Source organism: Anaerolineae bacterium (assembly GCA_013178015.1).
Lineage (GTDB): Bacteria > Chloroflexota > Anaerolineae > DRVO01 > DRVO01 > Ch71.
The window spans coordinates 61,297-80,451 of the sequence record JABLXR010000005.1; the positions used below are offsets into that span (position 1 = coordinate 61,297).

Annotated in this window: 17 protein-coding genes and 1 pseudogene; 10 read left to right on the plus strand and 8 right to left on the minus strand. The window is 64.5% G+C overall.

Features of this window, described 5'->3' with window-relative positions; translation table 11 throughout:
* Positions 1-434 precede the first annotated feature (434 nt).
* The 5 genes from HPY83_02735 (at position 435) to HPY83_02755 (ending at position 6,353) form a co-directional block, all read left to right on the plus strand.
* Positions 435-1,583 (plus strand): extracellular solute-binding protein, encoded by a 1,149-nt coding sequence (locus HPY83_02735; GenBank protein NPV06864.1) that lies wholly within the window; start codon positions 435-437, stop codon positions 1,581-1,583.
* A gap of 153 nt (positions 1,584-1,736) precedes the next feature.
* The gene (locus HPY83_02740; GenBank protein NPV06865.1) at positions 1,737-2,873 is read left to right on the plus strand and encodes a hypothetical protein; all 1,137 of its coding nucleotides are present in this window, start codon (positions 1,737-1,739) and stop codon (positions 2,871-2,873) included.
* 5 nt (positions 2,874-2,878) lie between these two features.
* Positions 2,879-3,808, plus strand: coding sequence for a sugar ABC transporter permease (locus HPY83_02745; protein NPV06866.1), 930 nt, complete (start codon positions 2,879-2,881; stop codon positions 3,806-3,808).
* Between the two features lie 11 nt (positions 3,809-3,819).
* Positions 3,820-4,719, plus strand: a complete 900-nt coding sequence (locus HPY83_02750; GenBank protein NPV06867.1) for a carbohydrate ABC transporter permease — start codon at positions 3,820-3,822, stop codon at positions 4,717-4,719.
* A gap of 197 nt (positions 4,720-4,916) precedes the next feature.
* The gene (locus HPY83_02755; GenBank protein NPV06868.1) at positions 4,917-6,353 is read left to right on the plus strand and encodes a hypothetical protein; all 1,437 of its coding nucleotides are present in this window, start codon (positions 4,917-4,919) and stop codon (positions 6,351-6,353) included.
* Between the two features lie 64 nt (positions 6,354-6,417).
* Here HPY83_02755 and HPY83_02760 read toward each other — a convergent pair whose 3' ends face one another.
* The 7 genes and pseudogenes from HPY83_02760 to HPY83_02790 form a co-directional block, all read right to left on the minus strand.
* Positions 6,418-7,866 (minus strand): radical SAM protein, encoded by a 1,449-nt coding sequence (locus HPY83_02760; protein NPV06869.1) that lies wholly within the window; start codon positions 7,864-7,866, stop codon positions 6,418-6,420.
* Positions 7,867-7,874: 8 nt separating this feature from the next.
* The gene (locus HPY83_02765) at positions 7,875-8,246 is read right to left on the minus strand and encodes a GxxExxY protein (GenBank protein NPV06870.1); all 372 of its coding nucleotides are present in this window, start codon (positions 8,244-8,246) and stop codon (positions 7,875-7,877) included.
* Positions 8,247-9,248, minus strand: coding sequence for a flippase-like domain-containing protein (locus HPY83_02770; GenBank protein ID NPV06871.1), 1,002 nt, complete (start codon positions 9,246-9,248; stop codon positions 8,247-8,249).
* 52 nt (positions 9,249-9,300) lie between these two features.
* Positions 9,301-10,278: a glycosyltransferase gene (locus HPY83_02775; protein NPV06872.1), complete on the minus strand. Its 978-nt coding sequence runs from the start codon at positions 10,276-10,278 to the stop codon at positions 9,301-9,303.
* A 43-nt stretch (positions 10,279-10,321) separates the two neighbouring features.
* Positions 10,322-10,557, minus strand: a pseudogene (locus HPY83_02780) (DUF2283 domain-containing protein).
* The gene (locus HPY83_02785; GenBank protein ID NPV06873.1) at positions 10,545-10,853 is read right to left on the minus strand and encodes a hypothetical protein; all 309 of its coding nucleotides are present in this window, start codon (positions 10,851-10,853) and stop codon (positions 10,545-10,547) included. Before HPY83_02785 ends, HPY83_02780 begins: the two are co-directional and overlap by 13 nt.
* Positions 10,853-12,253 (minus strand): radical SAM protein, encoded by a 1,401-nt coding sequence (locus HPY83_02790; GenBank protein NPV06874.1) that lies wholly within the window; start codon positions 12,251-12,253, stop codon positions 10,853-10,855. The genes HPY83_02785 and HPY83_02790 overlap by 1 nt, the downstream gene beginning before the upstream one ends.
* A 530-nt stretch (positions 12,254-12,783) precedes the next feature.
* On the opposite strand from HPY83_02790, the gene arfB reads away from it, so the two are divergent.
* Together arfB and HPY83_02800 are read left to right on the plus strand one after the other, a co-directional pair.
* The gene (arfB, locus tag HPY83_02795; protein ID NPV06875.1) at positions 12,784-13,209 is read left to right on the plus strand and encodes an aminoacyl-tRNA hydrolase; all 426 of its coding nucleotides are present in this window, start codon (positions 12,784-12,786) and stop codon (positions 13,207-13,209) included.
* 157 nt (positions 13,210-13,366) lie between these two features.
* Positions 13,367-13,543: a DUF1059 domain-containing protein gene (locus HPY83_02800; protein ID NPV06876.1), complete on the plus strand. Its 177-nt coding sequence runs from the start codon at positions 13,367-13,369 to the stop codon at positions 13,541-13,543.
* An 85-nt stretch (positions 13,544-13,628) separates the two neighbouring features.
* Here the strand turns inward: HPY83_02800 and HPY83_02805 are convergent, their stop codons facing one another.
* Positions 13,629-14,681: a Gfo/Idh/MocA family oxidoreductase gene (locus HPY83_02805; protein ID NPV06877.1), complete on the minus strand. Its 1,053-nt coding sequence runs from the start codon at positions 14,679-14,681 to the stop codon at positions 13,629-13,631.
* Positions 14,682-15,452: 771 nt separating this feature from the next.
* Here HPY83_02805 and HPY83_02810 point away from each other — a divergent pair.
* The 3 genes from HPY83_02810 (at position 15,453) to HPY83_02820 (ending at position 19,039) form a co-directional block, all read left to right on the plus strand.
* Positions 15,453-16,682: a glycosyltransferase family 4 protein gene (locus HPY83_02810; GenBank protein ID NPV06878.1), complete on the plus strand. Its 1,230-nt coding sequence runs from the start codon at positions 15,453-15,455 to the stop codon at positions 16,680-16,682.
* A 43-nt stretch (positions 16,683-16,725) separates the two neighbouring features.
* Positions 16,726-18,222 (plus strand): PIG-L family deacetylase, encoded by a 1,497-nt coding sequence (locus tag HPY83_02815; GenBank protein ID NPV06879.1) that lies wholly within the window; start codon positions 16,726-16,728, stop codon positions 18,220-18,222.
* Positions 18,223-18,286: 64 nt separating this feature from the next.
* Positions 18,287-19,039 carry a GNAT family N-acetyltransferase gene (locus HPY83_02820; GenBank protein ID NPV06880.1) on the plus strand — a complete coding sequence of 251 codons (753 nt, stop codon included), beginning with the start codon at positions 18,287-18,289 and terminating at the stop codon, positions 19,037-19,039.
* Positions 19,040-19,155 lie beyond the last annotated feature (116 nt).

Genomic DNA, 19,155 nt, shown 5'->3' on the forward strand with positions numbered 1-19,155 from the left:
CCGATGTCCCCGCTGCGATGGACAAGGCGGCTGGCTCGCCGATGCAGTCAGCGAGACGCCTGGGAGGAGCCGGTTGGGGGTCAGGAAGTGCAGGGAGCCAGGGGAATCCTCCCCATAGCGTGGCTACGTGAAAGGAGGTGTCACGACAAGTTCGCGAGTATGCCAATAGGCAGGGACGAGAGCGTGCTGGTGACCGTATAGTCACGGCGTTTCGTCAGGTGCTGCGTGTTCATGGGAGGGAGAGGAAGCAGATGAACGGCGACAAGCGATACACACGGCGCGGTTTGCTCCAGGCGGGCACGTTCGCGGCTGCAGGGGCCATCCTGGCCTCCTGTGCCCCGGCAACGCTGGCGCCCGTCGCTGAGCAAGAGGAGGCTGGTGCTACCACTGCTGCGCCAGTCGCATCTGGTGCACTCGACATCTGGACGTTCCCGATGACGGAGGACGATCAGGGTATCATCTGGGATCCGCTGATGGAGAGATTCCATGAGGAGTACCCCGATATCAAGACCACCATCGAGATCCTGCCGTGGGGCGGCCGTCGCGAGAAGATGCTGGCGGCCTACGCTGCTGGCCAGGCACCTGACATAGCCGCCACCGACATTGACACGATCCAGCAGTTCGGGCGGAGCGACTGCATGGAGCCGCTGGATGACATCCTGGGCCCGGAGGTATGGTCCGACATCCCGGAGACGCTGTACGCGGGGCTATCCTGGCAGGGCAAGCGGATCATGTACCCGAAAACGTTCTACTGCGATGGCTATGTGGCGAACAAGGCTTTGGTTGCCGAGGTAGGATGGGATCCGGAGACGCCTCCTGCCACGTGGGACGACTTCCGGGAGCTAGGTGCGCTGGCGGCGGAGAAGGGCTACTTCCTCACGGCCGGGACTACGGTCTCCATCTGCTATACCTTCACTGGCTGGGTGTGGCAGGCAGGGGGACGGGAGCTGACCGACGATGGCAACACCAGCCTCATTGACGGCGAAGCGGGCGTGGCTGCCTGTGCCTTCGAGGCCGAGATGTTCGTCAATGGGTGGGTGCCCATTGAGGGAGCAGTGGGCTCGGAGGAGGAGGTGACCAGCACCAGCGACTACTTCCTGCAGGGGCGGCAGGTGCTGAGCTCGGCCATGACCGCGGGGAGCTACGTCATGGCCATGCGCCAGGCACCCGAGATCGAGATGATACTGTGCCCAGCCCTGAAGAATGTGCGACAGGTGAAACCTGGCTGGGCCGACTGCTGGTCCATCTTCAGGAACAGCGACAAGTCCGCGGCGGTGTGGCTATCCTGGATGGCCAGGCCGGAGAATGCCGGCTTCTACTGCTCCGCCACTGGCTACACCCCGCCGGGAGAGAAGGCAAAGGAGTATTGGCAGACAGAGCCAGAACAGATAGCGTTCATGGAGGCGAACTCACCATACACGGAGATGAACCAGGACAACTTCGCCTGGTACCAACTACGAAAGCTGACGTATGCTCCTTACCGACAGGCGGCTGCGCTGGGCAAGATGACCCCGCAGGAAGCAATGACGGCGGCGGCCGCAGAGCTCAACGCCAAGATCCAAGAGGAACTGGCCGCGGTGTAGCCAGACGCGGGCGATGAGGCACGGCACTCCCGAGCTGCTGCCGATGTGGCGGTGCCGGGAGTGCCTGGTCACCTCCCAAACGCGGTACACTGCGCAGCTGGGGCGCATTGTGCACAGAGCGAACTGCGCTGACGTCCGGAGGCGTGGCTCTCCATGACCAGCAAGGAGAGAGTGCTGGCGGCGCTGAGCTTCCAGAAGACAGATCGGGTTCCCATCTTCGATGAGTTCTCTCCGGAGTGGACCAGACGCTGGCGCCGCCAGAAGAATCTGGGTCCTGATTCCGATCCGCGGGAGTACTACGAGATCGACATGGAGGTCTTGACTCCCGACGAGACCCCGTTCCCATCGGCAAAGGGGGTGGTGGGCCAGGCTGGTGAAGCTTTGCTGGAGAGGACTGGGTGGGGGGATGTCCGGCGACGCCGTGGGACGGCCCAGTTCGAGGACAAGTGGACGTACCCGACCCAGGCCCTCGAGGTCATCGAGGTGGCCATTCCGAGGAAGAGGGATCTGGACCGACTTGAGTTCGAGAGCGCGTCACTAGATTCGCGGTTTCCGCCTCGGGATGAGGTGGCAAGGAGGAAGGCCAGGCGGTGCGTGTTCGGCAAGACTGGCGGTCCCTACCTTCGTAGCTCGTACCTGCGGGGCGCAGTGCAGTGGTTGATGGACTTGGCAGAAGATCCAGTGTTCGCCTGCCAGCTCGCCATGAGAGTCGCGGACCACCTGATCGCCATAGGGCTGGAGACGATGCGCCGGTACGATCTCTATGACACTGGCATGTGGTTGGATGATGACATCGGCAGCAACCATGGTCCGGTGTTCTCGCCAGCGACCTTCGAGCAGGTGTTCCTGCCCTGTTACCGAAAGATGATAGGCGCCTACCGCCAAGCCGGGGCCCGCATCGTGATCTTCCACTCCGATGGGAACATCGAGAGCGTGCTCGATATGCTGGTGGATGCCGGCGTGGATGCCATCAACCCTCTGGAGTACAAGGCGGGTATGGACGCGGTACGGTTGCGGGAGAAGTACGGGCGAAGGCTCGCTTTCATCGGTGGCCTAGACAACGCTCATACCTTACCGGCCGGCTCACGGTCGGAGATCGAAGCCCACGTTCTGCGGCTGTTGAGCATAGCGGAGGATGGGGGACTGGTGGCAGGGTCTCACTCGATTGGAGCCGATGTCCCGGTGGAGAACTACGAGCTGGTCTGGCAGCTAATCAGAGCCACCCAAGACAGCCGAACCAGCAGACCCGGATCCTCGCAGCTGCTGGGCTGGCCCCCTGGGAGGCAGTGACAGTGATGCGACAAGTACAGCTGATGGATCAAGCACCAGGGGCAACGCGGACGAGATTCTGGCGCAAGGCGAAGGATCAAGCAGGCTGGTTCCTGTTCATCGCGCCTAACGTTCTGGCCTTCCTCCTCTTCAGTCTCTCCTGCTACGTGTTCGTCGTCTACTTGAGCTTCCAGCGTTGGGACCTGATTGGCGTAAGGAAGTTCATTGGACTGGACAACTTTGCCCGGCTGGCCACCGACCCAATCCTCGCCAAGTCCTTCGCTAACATCGCTAAGTACGTGTTGATGTTCGTGCTGCCGGTGTCTGCTGTTTCGCTGGGGCTCGCCTTGCTGGCAAACCGGCGAATCCGGGGCATGTACTTCTTCAGGAGCGCCTACTTTCTGCCCTGGGTCACCTCCACCGCCGTGATCGCCGTGATCTGGAACTTCGCTCTTATCCCGAGGGGGGAAGGGCCTCTGAACTACCTCTTGGGACTGATAGGGATCCCGCCGCAGCTCTGGCTGGTGGACACCAACTTGGCCCTACCGTCGCTGGCAGGGATCAACATATGGACGAGCGCCGGATACTACATGGTTCTGTGGTTGGCCGGCCTCCAGAGCATTCCCGAGACTCTGTACGACGCGGCGAAGATGGACGGGGCCGATAGCTGGGCGCTGTTCCGCCACGTGACGCTCCCGATGCTGAGCACCACCACCGTGTTCATCTTGACCATCACCATCATCGGTGCCTTCCAGATGTTCGGCCTGGTCTACACGATGACGGGCGGCGGCCCTATGTATGCCACCATCAGCCCCGTGTACTACATATGGCAGACAGCGTTCGTCCGCTACCACATGGGCTATGCTTCAGCCGTCTCTCTGGCGCTGTTCGCGGTCATCATGGTTGCCACTGTGTTGCAGCGCAAGATCACCGGTTGGGGCGAGGAGATGTACTGAGGAGGCAAGCGGTGGTCGAGTGGGCTGAGCGCGTCTCGGGGCCAGAGGTTTCCCGCGTCGGGTCGTCGCCAGCAGCTGCAGCGAGATGGATAAGGCCGCTTCTGAGCAACTTGCTGACCTACCTGGTGCTCCTAAGCCTTGCCGCGATCACGGCTGGGCCGTTCGCGTACATGGTTTCGATGTCACTCCGGCCTGACTTCAGCTTCATGTACTTCCCCATCGGGCTCATTCCGGAGAGGATCAGCCTGGAGAACTACGCTGTGCTGTTCCAGCGCAGCGGTATTCTCCGCTGGCTGCTGAATAGCTTCTTCGTTTCGACGAGCGTAGTGCTGACGAACCTGGCAACTTCCTCTCTGGGTGGTTACGCGTTCGCTCGAGGGCGCTTCTGGCGCCGCGACGCCATCTTCCTCATGCTAGTCGCGAGCCTCATGGTCCCATCCACTGTCACTACAGTTCCACTGTTCATCATCGTGTCCAGGCTCGGCTGGGCGAACACGTACATGGCTCTGATCCTGCCGTCGTCCGCGAACGTATTCGGCACCTTCCTCATCCGCCAGCAGATGATGACCATCCCCAGGGACTATGACGACGCCGCACACATAGACGGTGCCGGCCGTTTCGACATCTATCTGCAGGTCCTCCTGCCACTAACCAAGCCGGCGCTGGCGACGATCGCCACGCTCAGCTTCCTGGGCGCTTGGAACGATTTCCTCTGGCCCCTCGTTGCCACCAGTTCCGGCAGCATGCGGACTCTGACGGTGGGGTTGGCCACCATGGTCATGCGGATCGGTGGCGCCGGTTTCCAGCTTGCCGGAGCTACAGTGGCTTTCTTGCCAACGTTCATCTTCTTTCTGTTAATGCAGCGCTACGTGGTGCAGGGCATCGCCATCTCCGGCGTAACAGGGACGTGAGCAGCGGTGCCAGGTTCCACTTCCGGGATCGCAGCGCCTCCGGCAGGGCTGACCGAGCTGCTTTCTGTCCACCCTCACAGTAGCCGTGGTGGGGGAACGCAAGGCGGGATACTGTGGCAGATGCGTCGCAACTGATCGAGCGCCTTCAGCAACCGGAATCGGTACGTCAGCAGGCCCGGTGTCGAGGTACCGGTGGCATGAGCGAGCTCTGGGCCGGGGCGGCGAAGGTGGATGTGACCGGCACCGCCAGCGGAGCGGCCAACGATCGCCTGTATGTCAGGGCGTTGGCGCTGAAGAACAGCGCCACTGCCGTGGTCATTGTCTCGCTCGATGCGGTCGCGATAGGAGAGATCGGACCGGTAGCCGACCACTACTTACCCGGGGTGCGTTCGCGTCTTCAGAAAGAACTGGGTATTGCCCCGACTCACGTGCTGGTCAGCGCCAGCCACTGCCATGGGATCGTGTGCGATGATGTTGAGGAGCGGACCATTCAGGCGATCAGGGAAGCGTGGCGGAACCTGGAGCCCGTGCATGTTGGAGTTGGCGCTGGCCACGAGGACCGCATCCAGGAGAACCGGCGCTTTCGGTTGAGGAACGGCCGGGAAGCCGATGCCCGCCGAGCCTATGCCCTCCCTCCAGACGATGAAGTGATCGGCGTCGGCCCAATTGACCCCCAGATTGGCATTTTGCGGCTGGACCGAGCCACTGGACAGACACTGGCGGTGGTCTACAACTTCGCCTGCCATCCGATACAGGGCGTCCCCAGCGAGGGTAACACCGCGGACCTGACGGGCTTCGCCTCTGCAGCAATCGAAAGGAGCCTAGGCGAGGGCGCCATTGCGCTCTTTCTGCAGGGCTGCGCTGGGGACGTGAACCCGGCTCTGTACAAGGGGGTGGACGCTCCTAAGAACGCCGAGGTGCTTGGCAGCCTGCTCGGGTTGAGTACACTGGCGGCCATCAGGCAGATACGGACCAGGCCCGGTGGCAGCATCGAGCTCATTAGCGAGATGGTCGAGCTTCCTACGGCCGACCTATCACCGCACATCGAGGCGCTTCGGGCGGAGCAGCTGCGGCTCCTGGGCTCCCTCGAAGGCACCAACCTCAACTTGAGAACGTTCGTCTATCTAATGACCAAGCATCGGCTGTTTCCTGATTTCCCCTCCTACTACTCGTATGGTTACCTTCATGAGGAGCAGATAGGGAGAGAGCACCTCAGGAGCCTTGATGCTGAGAACAGACGAGAAATGGAGAAGTACCTCCGCAACGTGCACGTCATGGAACAGCTGACCAGAGTGCAGACCAATCTGGCCCTGCTAGAGAAGCACCGGGGCCGGATTGCCGCGCTGAAGAAGGGCAGCATATCGGTGGAAGTGGCTGGCCTAAGGGTGGGGGAGTGGGTCCTGATTACCTTCCCGGGGGAGCTGTCGGTGCAGATTGGCCTCAATATCAAACGAGCGTCGCCTCATCGGTACACCTTCGTATCCGGTTGCACCAATGGCTACATCTACTATGCCCCAACCGCTGACCAACTCGCCAACAGGGGCGGCGCCCAGGAGGACAGCGACTGCGTGCTGGCGCCGGAGTGGCAGTCCCTCTTCGAGGGCAAGGCAGCGGAGATTCTGAGCCGTCTCTAGTGGCGGGCGGCGCAATGCCGCAATCGGCCAATCCTCATCGGCCCAAGCCGCCTGAGCCAACCCCCTACCTCCTGACAAAGAACCGCCCGAAGTTCGACACGTACGTGGGCAGGCGGCGCCAGGTGTCGGGGGAGGTGGCGCGCTGCCAGATCCGGCGGGGACGAAAGTAGAAGCGCCGGTAGGCCTCGTGGAACTTGCGCTCCACCAACCCCGCCGTCATGTCGCCCATCTCGAAGCGGGCGCGCTCACCGTGAATGGCCAGGTCGTGGTATCCGCTCGCCAGCAGCCGACCCTCCCGCTGCACCATCTCGTACAGCTCCGTCCCGGGCAACGGGTCGGCCATCATGAAGTTGGCCAGGTCCGGGTCCAGCTCTAGCGCCAGCCGAATGGTGTCCTCCATGGTCTCTTCGGTCTCTCCCGGTAGGCCGAAGATGAAGAAGCCCATGGTCTGAAGTCCGGCAGCCTTGGCGTTGGCGAAGGCAGCGCGCACGTCCTCGATCTTCTGTCGCTTCTTGATGGAGTCCAGGATGGCCTGGTTGCCGCTCTCCACCCCGAAGCCCACACGCTTGCAGCCAGCCCGCTTCATGAGGCGAAAGAGCTCGGCGTCAGTGTGGTCCGCTCGCATACCGTGGATGGTCACCCAGGGGACCGACGCCAGGCCCTCGTCAATGAGCAGATGGCAAATGCGCTTGGCCCGATCCAGGTCCAGATTCCAGACGTCGTCGGTGACCCCGATCTCGGTGGCCCGCATCTCCCGCACCAGATAGGCCCACTCTTCTACCACCCTCTCCGGGGACCGAGCGCGCCAGGTGTTGCCGGTGATGGGCTTGGAGCAGTAGATGCACTGGTAGGGGCAGCCGCGCGAGGTGAGCAGGGTGTAGGCGCGGGCGTGCTTCTGCAGGCCGTCGGTGAGGGGCTGCAGGTTGGTGTAGCGTTCGATGGGGAAGAGGTGATAGGCGGGCCAGGGCAGGGCATCCACGTCCTGGCGCAGGGACCGTCCGGGGTTGTGCACCACCTTGCCCTGCTCGTCGCGGAACGAGACTCCGGCGATGCCACCCCAGACCTCCGCCCGAAAACGGCGTCCGCCCTCTCCCTCCAGGCCGCGGTCGCGTTGCAGGGCACGCATCACCTCGATGATGGTATCCTCGGCCTCGCCGCGCACCACCAGGTCCACCTGGGGCTTCTCCAGGGACTCGCCGGGATGCAGGGTGAGGTGTGGTCCGCCGAGTATGGTGATGGCGCCGGCGCGGTGGGCCACCTCGGCCGACTGCCAGGCTTCCTCGATCAGGGGGGTGGGGCTCGAGATGCCTACGACGTCGTAGGAGGCAGATGCCAGCCGGTCCGAGAGGGACCGGTCCTCCACCGACTCCTCGAAGATGTCCACCCGGTAGCCGTGCTCAAGGAGGGACCCGGCCAGGTACCCCAGGCCCATGTGTATGTGCGCCCGCGAGTCCCACACGCGGGAGGTGGGGCTGACGAGGAGGATGTCACTGCCACAGAGGCACGGAGACACAGAGGAGCTCATAGGATGAGACGTTTCACTCCTTGCCTGAGGAGGCGGGTGTTGAGGTTGATGGGCAGGCCGGCTCTCTTGCCGGTCAGGCGCAGGTAGGTTAGCAGTTGCGCCTCGAAGACCGGATCGTGTCTCTCCACGCTCTCGATCTCCACGATCACGCTGTCGCCAACCAGCAGGTCGAGGCGGTAGTCACCGATGGGGTGACCATTGTAGACGAAGGGTACGGCCACCTGACGAGCGAACGGGACACGTCGCAGCTGCAGCTCCGGCGCCAAAGCCTCTTCGTGGGCCACTGCCAGAAGCCCCGGCCCCAAGTGGCGGTGGACCTCGATGGCTGCCTCTATGATCTGTTCGGTCAGCCCGTTGATCTCGTCCAATCAGCCTCTCTGTGCCTCTGTGCCTCTGTGGCTGGTCTCGACGGCCAGCGTTCGGCGTCGCTTGCGCAGCCACAGGAGCCCGCCGGGGAGGCTGCTGGTGTAGATGATGAGTTGCATGAGCAGCGAGACGGCGAGCGCTCCCGCGGGCGAGACTACCCCGCCCAGGCTGGAGTAGAGCAGATCGTAGGCCCCCTGATTGACCCCCAGCCCCCCCAGAGAGGGCACGATCAGAGGAGCGAAGGCGAGCATGGGGTTGAAGAGAAAGACGTATCGCAACGGTATCCCAGCCCCCACCGCCGTGGCCACCACCCAGTTGACCAGGTTGGAGGTGACGATGACCGCCAGGCCGATGCCGTAGGCCCGGGCCAGGGCGCCGGGATGATCGCGATAGGTCTGCAGCGCCTCGGACAGGCGACCGTAGACCGGCTCCAGCCGGGATAGCAGAGGAAGCCGAAAGAGCTGCCCGATGAGCAGCCTGAGCCGGCGGCTGAAGAGCATCGCCAGGAAGCCGAGCGCTCCAGCGCAGGCAAGCCAGACCACTCCGGCCAGGGGCATCAGGTCGCTGCGACCCCAGCCAAACACGGCCACCGCCGACATGGCGGCGGCGCTGGTGATGAAGGCGGTGAGGCCCACCAGCCGGTCCACCAGGACGGATATGGCAGCGTCCTCGACGCGACTCAGGTGTCGGGCCAGGTCATACCCTCGCACCAGGTCGCCCCCTACGTTGGTGGGGAGGAAGTTGCCGAAGAAGAGCCCGGTGAAGGTGAAGGCCAGCAGGTCCGGGTAGGGCAAGGTCGCGCCCTGGGCCCGCAGGAGCAGGCTCCACTTGGCGGTGTTGAGGGCGATGGCGCCAAAGTACACCGCCAGGGCGGCGACCAGCAGAGGCACCGAGGCCCCGCCGAGGGTCGCGGCGACGGCATCCAGGTCCACCCGCCAGAGCAAGTAGGCGATCAGCGCCAGGCTAACCGCGATCTTCACCAGGTCTACGGCCCTCAGCCGCATCGGCGCTCCCTGGAGACTATCCGGCAGGCGGTCGGGCAGCGAAGATTGAGGTTCATCGCCGGCTCTGAGGCGCCGCCTGCCCCTCCGGCGACGGTTCGGGTAGGGCGGCTCTCCGCTTGGAAGGCACCGACCGGGCCCCCACGTCCCCCTTCTGGCTCCAGGCCATGTCCCAGACGACATGGGTGCGCCGGCGCACGTAGTAGTCGTAGCCGCCTAACACGCGCGACAGCGCCTCCACCATGGCGAGGACCGCCAGGGCATATAGCAGCCACAACGCCGACTTGACCTCGCGCCAGGCCACCTTCAGCACCAACCGATTGTCCAGGCTGGCCACCTTGTGGCCGTACTTGTCCCTGAGGTAAAGGTGGCCAGCGTAGTTGCGCCGCCTCTGGCGCACAAAGTCGGTGAACGATTCTGGCCCCAGGTTGTACACCACCGCATCGGGGGCGTAGACCACCTTCAGTCCGCGCTTGATGACCAGGCTCTCCACAAAGGCCTCGTCCATGGCCACGTCGGGCGGTATGGCGTCGAAGACCTTGCGGAAGGCGATGAGCTCACCCAACCGGGGGATCTCCAGGCACAGGTTGTGCTCCATGGCCAGGCGCAGGTGGGTGAGGAAGCCCACGATGTGCTCCGGGGTGTTGACGGGCACCTTGTGCGCCCCGGTCATGCCTACCGTGGGGTCTCGAAACATTCCGATCAGGCTCTCGAAGGTGTCGGGGCCGGGCAGGGTATCCCCGCTCTCCACCGCGCAGATGTCCTCGGTGGCATGCTTGAGGAACACGTTGACGGCCGAGGTCTTGCCCTCGCGCCTTTCTTGGGTGTAGAGCTCTATGCGAGGGTCCCGGGCCATGAACTCCCGCACGATCTCCTCGGTGCGGTCGGTGCAGGCACTGGCGACCACTACGATCTGGCTAATCGCGACGGTGCTGAGCTGCTGATCCAACAGGGCCTGGAGGAGCCGGCCGATGTTGGCTTCTTCGTTGTAGGCGGTGATGCCGACGCTGCAACGGATGATCTGGTCAGTCATGCCCCTCACCCAGAGCCACAGAGACACGAAGACACGGAGGTACTCACCGGCGTTCCCTCTGGCTGGCGTTCAGCACGGTCACGCCCACCACTTCCCCTTCCTGGTAGCGTATGATGATTCATCATCGGTGAGCTCGGAATCGTCGGCGTGGCTCGGCTTGCGGAAGTTGATGTAGAGAACGTCTGCCTCCTCATCGTACGTCACCCAGATTCGCTTGTGCGAAACCCCAAGCAGTCCAGGAACGAGAGCCAACACCCTATCCAACTCTACTGTGGCCACAGCTTCACCCTCCTCTCCAACCGTGCTCTTCGTCGGGTAAGGAAGGCAGTGATGACGAAGCCGTCACTGGCACTCAGCTCTCGATACACCACCAGATACTTGCCCGGGTCTACTTCTCTTACCGCCAGGCACTCACCTGCGCTACCCTGATAGACCGCCTCGGCTCCTACCACCGCCTCCAGGACCTCGAAGTAGTAGCCGGCCAATTCGGAGTGTTGCTCAGTGATATGAAACCACCTGTCCTGAGAGAGCCGAATGGGTACACCCTTTCTGGAACTGACCGTTTCCGAGCTCATCACCCGAACGCCGTCCGCCAGGCCACCCGCACGGTGCGGGGCAGGTCGCGGTAGGTGCTCCAGCGGGTGAGCTGCCGGAGGATGCGGGCGGGGCGCCAGTAGAAGCGGCGATAGGCTTCCTTCCACTTGCGCTCCACCAACTCCGCCGGCAGCCCCGGCATCTCGAAGGCCGCCTTGCCCTCGAAGAAGGCGTAGTCGTCATAGTCCTTCACCAGGATGCGGCCACCTTGCCTCACCTGCTGGTACATTCGGGTGCCCGGGAAGGGGGTGGCCATGGAGAAGTTGGCCACTAACGGATCCAGCTCGCAGGCGAAGCGTATGGTGTCGTCTATGGTCTCTTCCGTCTCACCCGGGAGCCCCACTATGAAGAAGCCGATGGTCTCCATCTTGGCCGCCCGAGCAGCGGCGAAGGCGTGACGGACCTGCTCCAGGGTGAGCTTCTTGCCGATGACATCATCGAGGATGCGCTGATTGCCGCTCTCCACCCCGAAGGCGGTGCGAACGCAGCCGGCCTGGCGCATCCGCGTCAGCAACTCTTCGTCCACCAGATTGGCCCGGATGCCGTTGATCATGATCCAGGGCACGTGGTTGAGCCCCTCCTGGATCAGCCGGTCGCATATGGCCAGCACACGCCTGCGGTCTATGTTGAAGGAATCGTCCAGGACGCCGATCTCCTTCGCCCCCAGGTCCCGCACCAGCCAGCGCCACTCGGCCACCACGCTTTCGGGGGAGCGAGCCCGCCACAAGCGAGGCCCCGTCTGGCAGCAATAAGAGCAGCTGTAAGGGCAGCCACGAGAGGTGAGGATAGGGTAGCTGGGGACCCGAGGCGCGTCTATGGTGGGTTGCAGGTTGGTGTAGCGGTCCATCCGGAAATGGTGGTAGGCCGGGAAGGGCAACCCATCCAGGTCCTTGATGGGCGGGCGCTCACGGTGGTGCCGGACTTGCCCTTCGAGGCGGTGGCTTATCCCGGCTATGCCCTCGACGGCAGCCGGCCATTCCTCTCGAACGCGCCCCTCGAGCGCGGCGCACAGCTCCGTCCAGGTGTCCTCACCCTCGCCGCGCACCACGAAGTCCACTCCCGGTTGGGCCAGGCTCTCCTCCGGAAGCACGCTCGGATGCGGCCCTCCCAGGACGACAGGAGCAGAGGTCAACTCCCGCACCAGAGCTGCGTCCCGCCAGGCCGACTTGACCTGGATGCTGTTGGCGCTGATGCCTACGATGTCCGGGCCAAACTGGCGCAGGATCTCGGCCAGGCTCTGCCGCTCCACGTTCCCATCGTACACGCGCACCTGGTCACCTCGCCTCTCGGACACCGCGGCCAGGTAGGCCAGGCCCAACGGGGGCGAGGTGCGAGTCTCTATGGGCAGATGGACGCGAGGGGCAACGAGAAGGACTCTCACCAGAGACACTCCGGCAGGGCCGCACACGGCCCCGTTCCACGTGTGGAATCGGCGCCAGTATAGCACAGGCCACCGGCGGCCAAAACCCACGTACACATAACTGAGCCACCAGCGCGCCTGGTCAAGGCACTCTACTGCAGAAGCCGTGCCCGGGCGGCGCCCCTAGCACCGACTGCCGGCATCTCGGGATCACCGGTGGCTATGATGTGCCCCTAGGGAGGGCATTGGCGAGCCCCTCATCCAGTGGGGACGGCATGCCGAGCGCCGCCATCCCGCCAAGCCACCACCTGGCCGGCATCTCTTCGCCCCTCGGCCGGACAGGCGGTATGATGACTCTGTGGCCCTTGATCGGTATCCGGCACCGATGGGCAGAGGCGGTCCCGGCCGTGCACGATGTCGGCGTGGCCGAACCCATACGCAACTGGGGCTACCGTGCCGGAGCGCCGGGTGCCATGCTCTCTTGGGACAGGCAGTAGTGGGGAGGCTAACCTGAGCCTGCTTCCTGCCTTGCGCTGCGACGGAGTGGCTCGATGCTGCAGGTAACACCGGACATAACCATAGATGAGAGCGAGCTAGAGGAGGAGTTCGTCCGTTCGTCGGGGCCAGGTGGCCAGAAGGTGAACAAGGTGGCCACAGCGGTGCAACTGCGCTTCAACGTTTTCCAGTCTTCCTCGTTGCCCGAGCCGGTGCGGGAGCGGCTATTGCGGCTGGCGGCCGGGCACATCTCCGACCAGGGTGTGCTCACCATCAACGCCCGCCGCTTTCGCTCCCAGCAGCGCAATCGCCAGGACGCGCGCGAGAGGCTGGCGGAACTGGTACGTCAGGCGGCCCGACCGCCACGGCGCCGTCGCCCCACCCGGCCCTCCGCTGCCTCCCGCTCCCGGCGCCTGGAGAGCAAGCGGCGGCGGGGCGAACTCAAGCGGTTGCGGCGTCCTCCGGCGTCCGATTCCTCGTAGAGGCAGCAGTTCGCCCTGTCCCCCGGATCAGGGCTCGATCTCGTGCTGGTGGCGGCCCTTGACAGGCCACTCGCACCACTATTACACTCGCCCCCAGGGGCAGGTGAAGTGGAAGTACCCCCAATCAAGTTAGCGCCTGCCCAGGATGGAGGTTAGTATGGCCATGACCATTACCTGTCCGTTCTGTGACCATCGCATCACCGCCGACTCTGAGGACCAAGTCATGCGAGAGGCAGCCGAGCACATGAGGTCCGTGCACAACCGCGAGCCGACCGAGTCCGAGAAGCGCATGATCCGGGAGCAGTTGAGCACTTCCGCCGGGTCGCCTCGCTAGAGCGCGCACGCCCGGCCAAAGAACGACAGAGAGCCGGCGGCTTTGGCGGTCGCCGGCTCTCCTGCTACCTCCTGACTCCTCTTCCCTACAGCGGCAGACTGACCGGTCGGCCCTCGCGAGCGGACCTGTAGATGGCTAGGTTGACCTCCACGGCCTTACGGGCTTCCCGTCCGTCTATCATGGGGGTGCCGCCCTCCTCGATAGCTCGGATGAAGGCGGCGATCTGATCCACGTGGGCGTCCACCGCCGGACGGCGCAGCGCCGCCCTGGGATCGGCAGCCCCGGTGACGCTGGCGCCTTTCCCCGTGTCCTCGGGCTTGGGCATGCCCTCTACGTCCCAGTAGGTGACCTCATCGGAGACGAGGAAGATGTTGCCCTTCTCCCCATGCAGGTCCATGCGGGCCGGTAGCCCCTTGTAGATCGAAGTGCTGGCCTGGATGGTGCCGATGGAACCATCCAGAAAGCGGACAGCCGCCACGGCCACGTCCTCCACTTCAATCCGCTCGTGGTGGGCGGCGATGTCGGCGTAGGCGAAGACCTCCTTCACCCCGCCCATGATCCACTGGATCAGGTCCACATAGTGCACCCCCTGATTCATGAGGGCGCCGCCGCCGTCCCACCGCCAGGTGCCGCGCCATTCGTCGCCATCGTAGTAGGACTGGGCCCGATACCAGGGGACGAAGGTGTTGCCGATCACCATCTTCCCCATAGCCCCACTGGATACCGCCTGCTTGGCGGCACGGTACGATGGGTAGCTGCGGAACTGATGCACCGCTCCTAGCTTGACCTGGTTGTCCTCGCAGGCCTCGATAAGCCGATCTATGGCCTCCAGAGTCACGTCTATCGGCTTGGTGACGAATACGTGCTTGCCCGCCCGGGCCGCTTCCACCCCCACCTGAGCGTGCCGGCCGCTCCACACCACCACATCCACGATGTCTACGTCGCCGCGGGCAAGCACGTCCTTGAGGTCATAGCAGGGCTGGGCGCCGTACTTGGCGGCCAGCTCATCCGCCTTCTCCTTGACCACGTCACACACGGCCACCAAGCGCGCGTTCGGCAGGGCGCTGATAGCTTCGGTGTGCACCGGCGCGATGACGCCCGCGCCCACTAGGGCTATGCCATACTGCTTCCCTGACATCGCTGCACCTCCACTGATCTTGAGGAGGTGGAACAAGCAGCGGGCGGCACGCGTCCGCGCTCGTGGCACCCCGGAGGACGAGGCTAGCTCAGCCGCTGAGCTGTGTCAACGCGCTGGATAGAACGCTGATGCCGCTGATATCACGCTGATCTACGCTTATCGGAAAGAAGACCAAGGGAAGGGATAGTGTGCCATCAGCCGAATCAGTGTTCTGTCGGCACCGGCGCGGCCCGCCGGTTGGTAAGAGCTCAGGATCGGGGGGACGAGTGTGTTCAGCCGGCAGTCGCGCGCAGGTGGTTTCCCCACCGGCTTTCGCGGCAGGCTCTTCGGCCGGCTAGGAGGGCAAGGCGCCCGCATCCCGGCAGGTCCCAGCCTGTTTCTGAGGAGTGCGCGCCCCAGGCGCGGTAACCACCTGGGGGGACGGCGCGCATGGGGGCGGGCAGTCCTCGAAGCAAGGTGTTCCTGCGGTGCAGTCGGGGCTGGCTCGCCTAGCCCGAGCGCAGCGCAGGCCCTGAGCGACGGCGGTGGGCGGCATGTGTCTCCCCGATCCTGAGCTGCAACCGCCGGTTCGGGCGCGTAGCGTACAATTGTGGTATAAGATACATGAAAGGTACTCTAACCCTACTGCGGGACCGGAGGGCCTCGGCGGTGATCCTGCCGGACCCTAGGCCCTGAACTTGCAGACAGACCTTCGCCCATCTCCTCCACGGGCGGGGAAGGCCCACCGGTCTGGCGGCGCACCGGGAGTCTACCAGGGAGTATCTGACAGAGATGGCGGAACTGAGGGTCTGTCTCGCGACTGACTGCTATCAGCCCGGAATTGGAGGGATCGAGAACCACGTCCGCAGCCTGGCCCAGGGTCTGGCCGAAGCTGGGCACCAGGTGGACGTGGTCACTCACCGGGCGCCCTCGGTCGGACACACGGCCTGCGTCGCTCCAGCAGACGGTGGCGATGGCTTCCGGGTTCTGCGCCTGGAAGGGGCAGTCGTGTCGTATGGGGGCGCCGACCCCATGGTGGACCCCCGGGTGTTCGGGCGCGTTTACCGCCTTCTGCAGGGCAGCGGTTACGACATTGTCCACGGCCACTCCTTCGAATCGCTACTGGTGCTGGGGGCCCTGCGGGCGGCCACCCGGCTGGGCATTCCCACGCTGCTCACTAAGCACTCTATGACCGCGCGGGCTAACCGCCCCGCCCTCTTCAACCGGCTGGCGGTAGCGGCCGAGAAACGGGTGGCGGCACGATGGACGCTGGGGCTCATCGTGCTCAGCGCTGCTGGTGTCAGAGAGATGGCCGGAGCGGGAGTCCCCATTCACCTGGTTCACGGAGGGGTGGACGCCCAGCGCTGGCGGCCCAACCGCGAACTTCGGGTCCGGACCCGGGAGCGGCTGGGATACCGGCCGGAGGAACTGGTGATCGGCTACCTAGGTCGCCTGGTCTCTTCTAAAGGCGTGCTCAGCCTGATAGAGGCGGTCGCCCCGCTGATGCAGACGGCGAATCACCTGCGGCTTCTCTTGGCAGGAGACGGCCCCCTTCTTCCTGAGCTCAGGCGGCGGTTGCGCAGCCTGGGTCTGGAGGGGAGGACACTGATGATCGGCGCCGTGCCCTGGGCCGAGACGCCCGCCTACTTGAATGCCATGGACGTGTTTGCCTTCCCCAGCTACACTGAGGCGTTCGGACTGGCACTGCTCGAGGCTATGGCCTGCGGCCTCCCGACAGTGGCCCGAGAAAGCGCCGGCACCGAGGAGCTCGTGCAAGACGAGCGCACCGGATTCCTAGTGCGGACGGATCTGGAGCTACGCCAACGGCTAGAGAGACTGATCCAGGACGCAGAGCTGCGTCGCCGAATAGGGCGAGAGGGGCGTGCCCTGGCCGAGTCCCGGTTCAGCTGGGCGGGCATGGCCTCGACGACGGCCGCCATCTACCAGGAGACCATGCAGCAGGCTCTAGCCCGGCGGTCCCCTTCCGCTATGGGAAGCGAGCGGGTGAGCCTGCCCAAGTGAAGGACCCCCTGTGTTCCGGCGACATTCAGGAGCAAGCCTATCGGTGAGCCTACGGCGGCTGCGCGCCCTTGATTCGGGAGCCGGCAACTCCATCGGCAGCGAGAGGGAGAGCGGCCGGCGACGATGGGGGACCATTGGGCGCGTCCTGCTCCTTCTGGCCATCCTTTCAATCGTCCTGGTCAGCGCCAACCTGTACGTGGGACGCCTCGCGGCCCTGCCCGCTCCCTTCATTGACGACCTGGCGAACGCCGAGAACATCATGAGGTTGCTGGTGATCTCGCCTCACCCGGACGACGAGGTGATCGCGGCCGGCGGGCTGATGCAGCAGGTACTCCAGCGAGGGGGCGAGGTGCGCGTGGTCATCGTCACCAGCGGCGATGGCTCCCTGACCGGAACCATGGTCGAGTTCCGCCGCCCTCCCCGGTCAACCGACTACATTCAGTCCGGGCTCAACCGGCAGCAGGAATCGCTCCGCGCCTTGGCTACCCTGGGTGTGGCGCCCGGTATGGTGGAGTTCCTCGGCTACCCGGACCGGGGCATTCAGGCTCTCTGGTGGAACTACTGGGAGGACACTGACCCTTACCGCTCGCCCTTCACCCGACTGGCTCACAGCCCCTATCCCCTCACCTACAATCCGTCCTCGGTCTACTCGGGGCAGTCTCTGCTGGCCGACCTGCGGACCATCCTGAGTCAGTTCCAACCGGACACGGTTGTAGCGCCCCATTTTGAGGATAGCCACCCGGACCATTGGGCTACGGGCGCGTTTGCCGCCCTCGCCCTGGCCATGGAGCGCCCGGATCCGATGCCCCGGCTGCTTCTGTACCTGGTTCATCGGGGAGACTTCCCCACGCCCAGGGGCTACCTCCCCTTCGCTCCGCTCTTGCCTCCCCTCAGGCTGGTTAACGACGGAGTCTACTGGCAGAAGCTGACCTTGACCGACGAGCTGGTCAGGGTCAAGGGCGAGGCCATGGAACAGCACCGCAGCCAGCTGCCCCTGCTGGGCGCGTTCCTTCGCTCCTTCGTGCGCCAGAACGAGCTATTCTGCGAACTGAACTACGCCGGCGCTCTGATGCTGGTGGAAGACCAGCCGGTGACACCAGTGGTCACCGACTGGGTCTTGGCGGACGAGGCCGAACTGCGGCCGGTTCTGTGGGACTCGGTGGGGGACACTCTCACCCAGGAGTTAGGCCCGGGCACCGATTTCGTCGCCCTCTACGTGGCCACCACGGCCGAGGAGGTATGGATAGCAGCCGAGCTCAGAGGGGGCTCCAGCCCCCTGGTCGAGTACCGGGCTTTCGTGCGCGCTGCCGATGGCGAGAACGCGTCCCGCGCTCGCGTGCTCTACCCCGTCCGGCTCATGCCTCGGCCCCGAGATCAGGCCCGCGGTCGTTTCCTGCTGGCCCGGTTCCGGCTGGACGAGCTGAGTAACCCGCACACGGTAGTGGTCAGCTTCGAGGCTGCCTATCCGCGCGGGCGCGTCGTTGACCGCATCGGCTGGATAGCGGTGAGCCTGGAGGACCAGGCTGTCCCTGCCTTCTGATCCGGCTCGGAGACGGGCCGCCGTCGTCCGCGTGCGTCCCTATCGCCCCAGCGACCGGGAGGCTGTGCGCTGCCTTTACGCCGACACCGCTTTCTTCGGGGAACCGGTAGAGGCTTACTTCGACGACCGCAAGCTCTTCGCCGACCTGGGTGTGAGCCTCTACCTGGATCACTACCCCGACTACGCCTTCGTGGCCAGGCAGGTTACAGGGGATAGGTTACAGGTGACAGGGGACAGGTTACAGGGAGTGGCCCACGGGACCGAGAGAGGCCCGTCCTCACCCTGTCCCCTATCCCCTGTCCCCTGTAACCTATCCCCTGTCACCTGTAACCTATCCGGGTACATTGTGGGGAGCCCGCACGGGGATGCCGACGTGCATCGGCACCTGATGGCGCACCTTCCTGCTATCGTGGGAAGGCTGGTGCGGGGACGCTACCGCCTGGGCCGCAAGACCATGCTCTACTACCTGGACAACGCCCTGGCCTGGCTGCGAGGGCAGCTGCTGGAGATCCGCGACCCCGCCTATCCCGCCAACCTGCACATCAACGTCGCCTCGTCTCACCGAGGGCAGGGCCTGGGATGGGAACTGTTGTCCGCTTACCTGGAGCACCTGCAACGCTGCGGGGTGCCGGGGGTGCACGCGGTCACCACGGATCACAGTCGAGGTGCCGTCAGGCTCTTCCAGAAGGCTGGCTTTCGGCTCTTGGAAGAGAAGAGCACCTCGGTGTGGCGCCGGCACCTGGGCCGGCAGGTGAGGCTGCTTGGGTTCGGCCTGCGGCTGGATCAGGACGGGCCACCGCCGAGGCGGCCATCCTAGGGTTCGACGGCCACCGATGACAGTTGCCGTCTGCGTCAGGGCCACCGTCAGCTCCAGACCCGAGCTCTGATCGGCACCCTCACTGGGCATCGAGTTTACGTAATCTTTACGAGAGA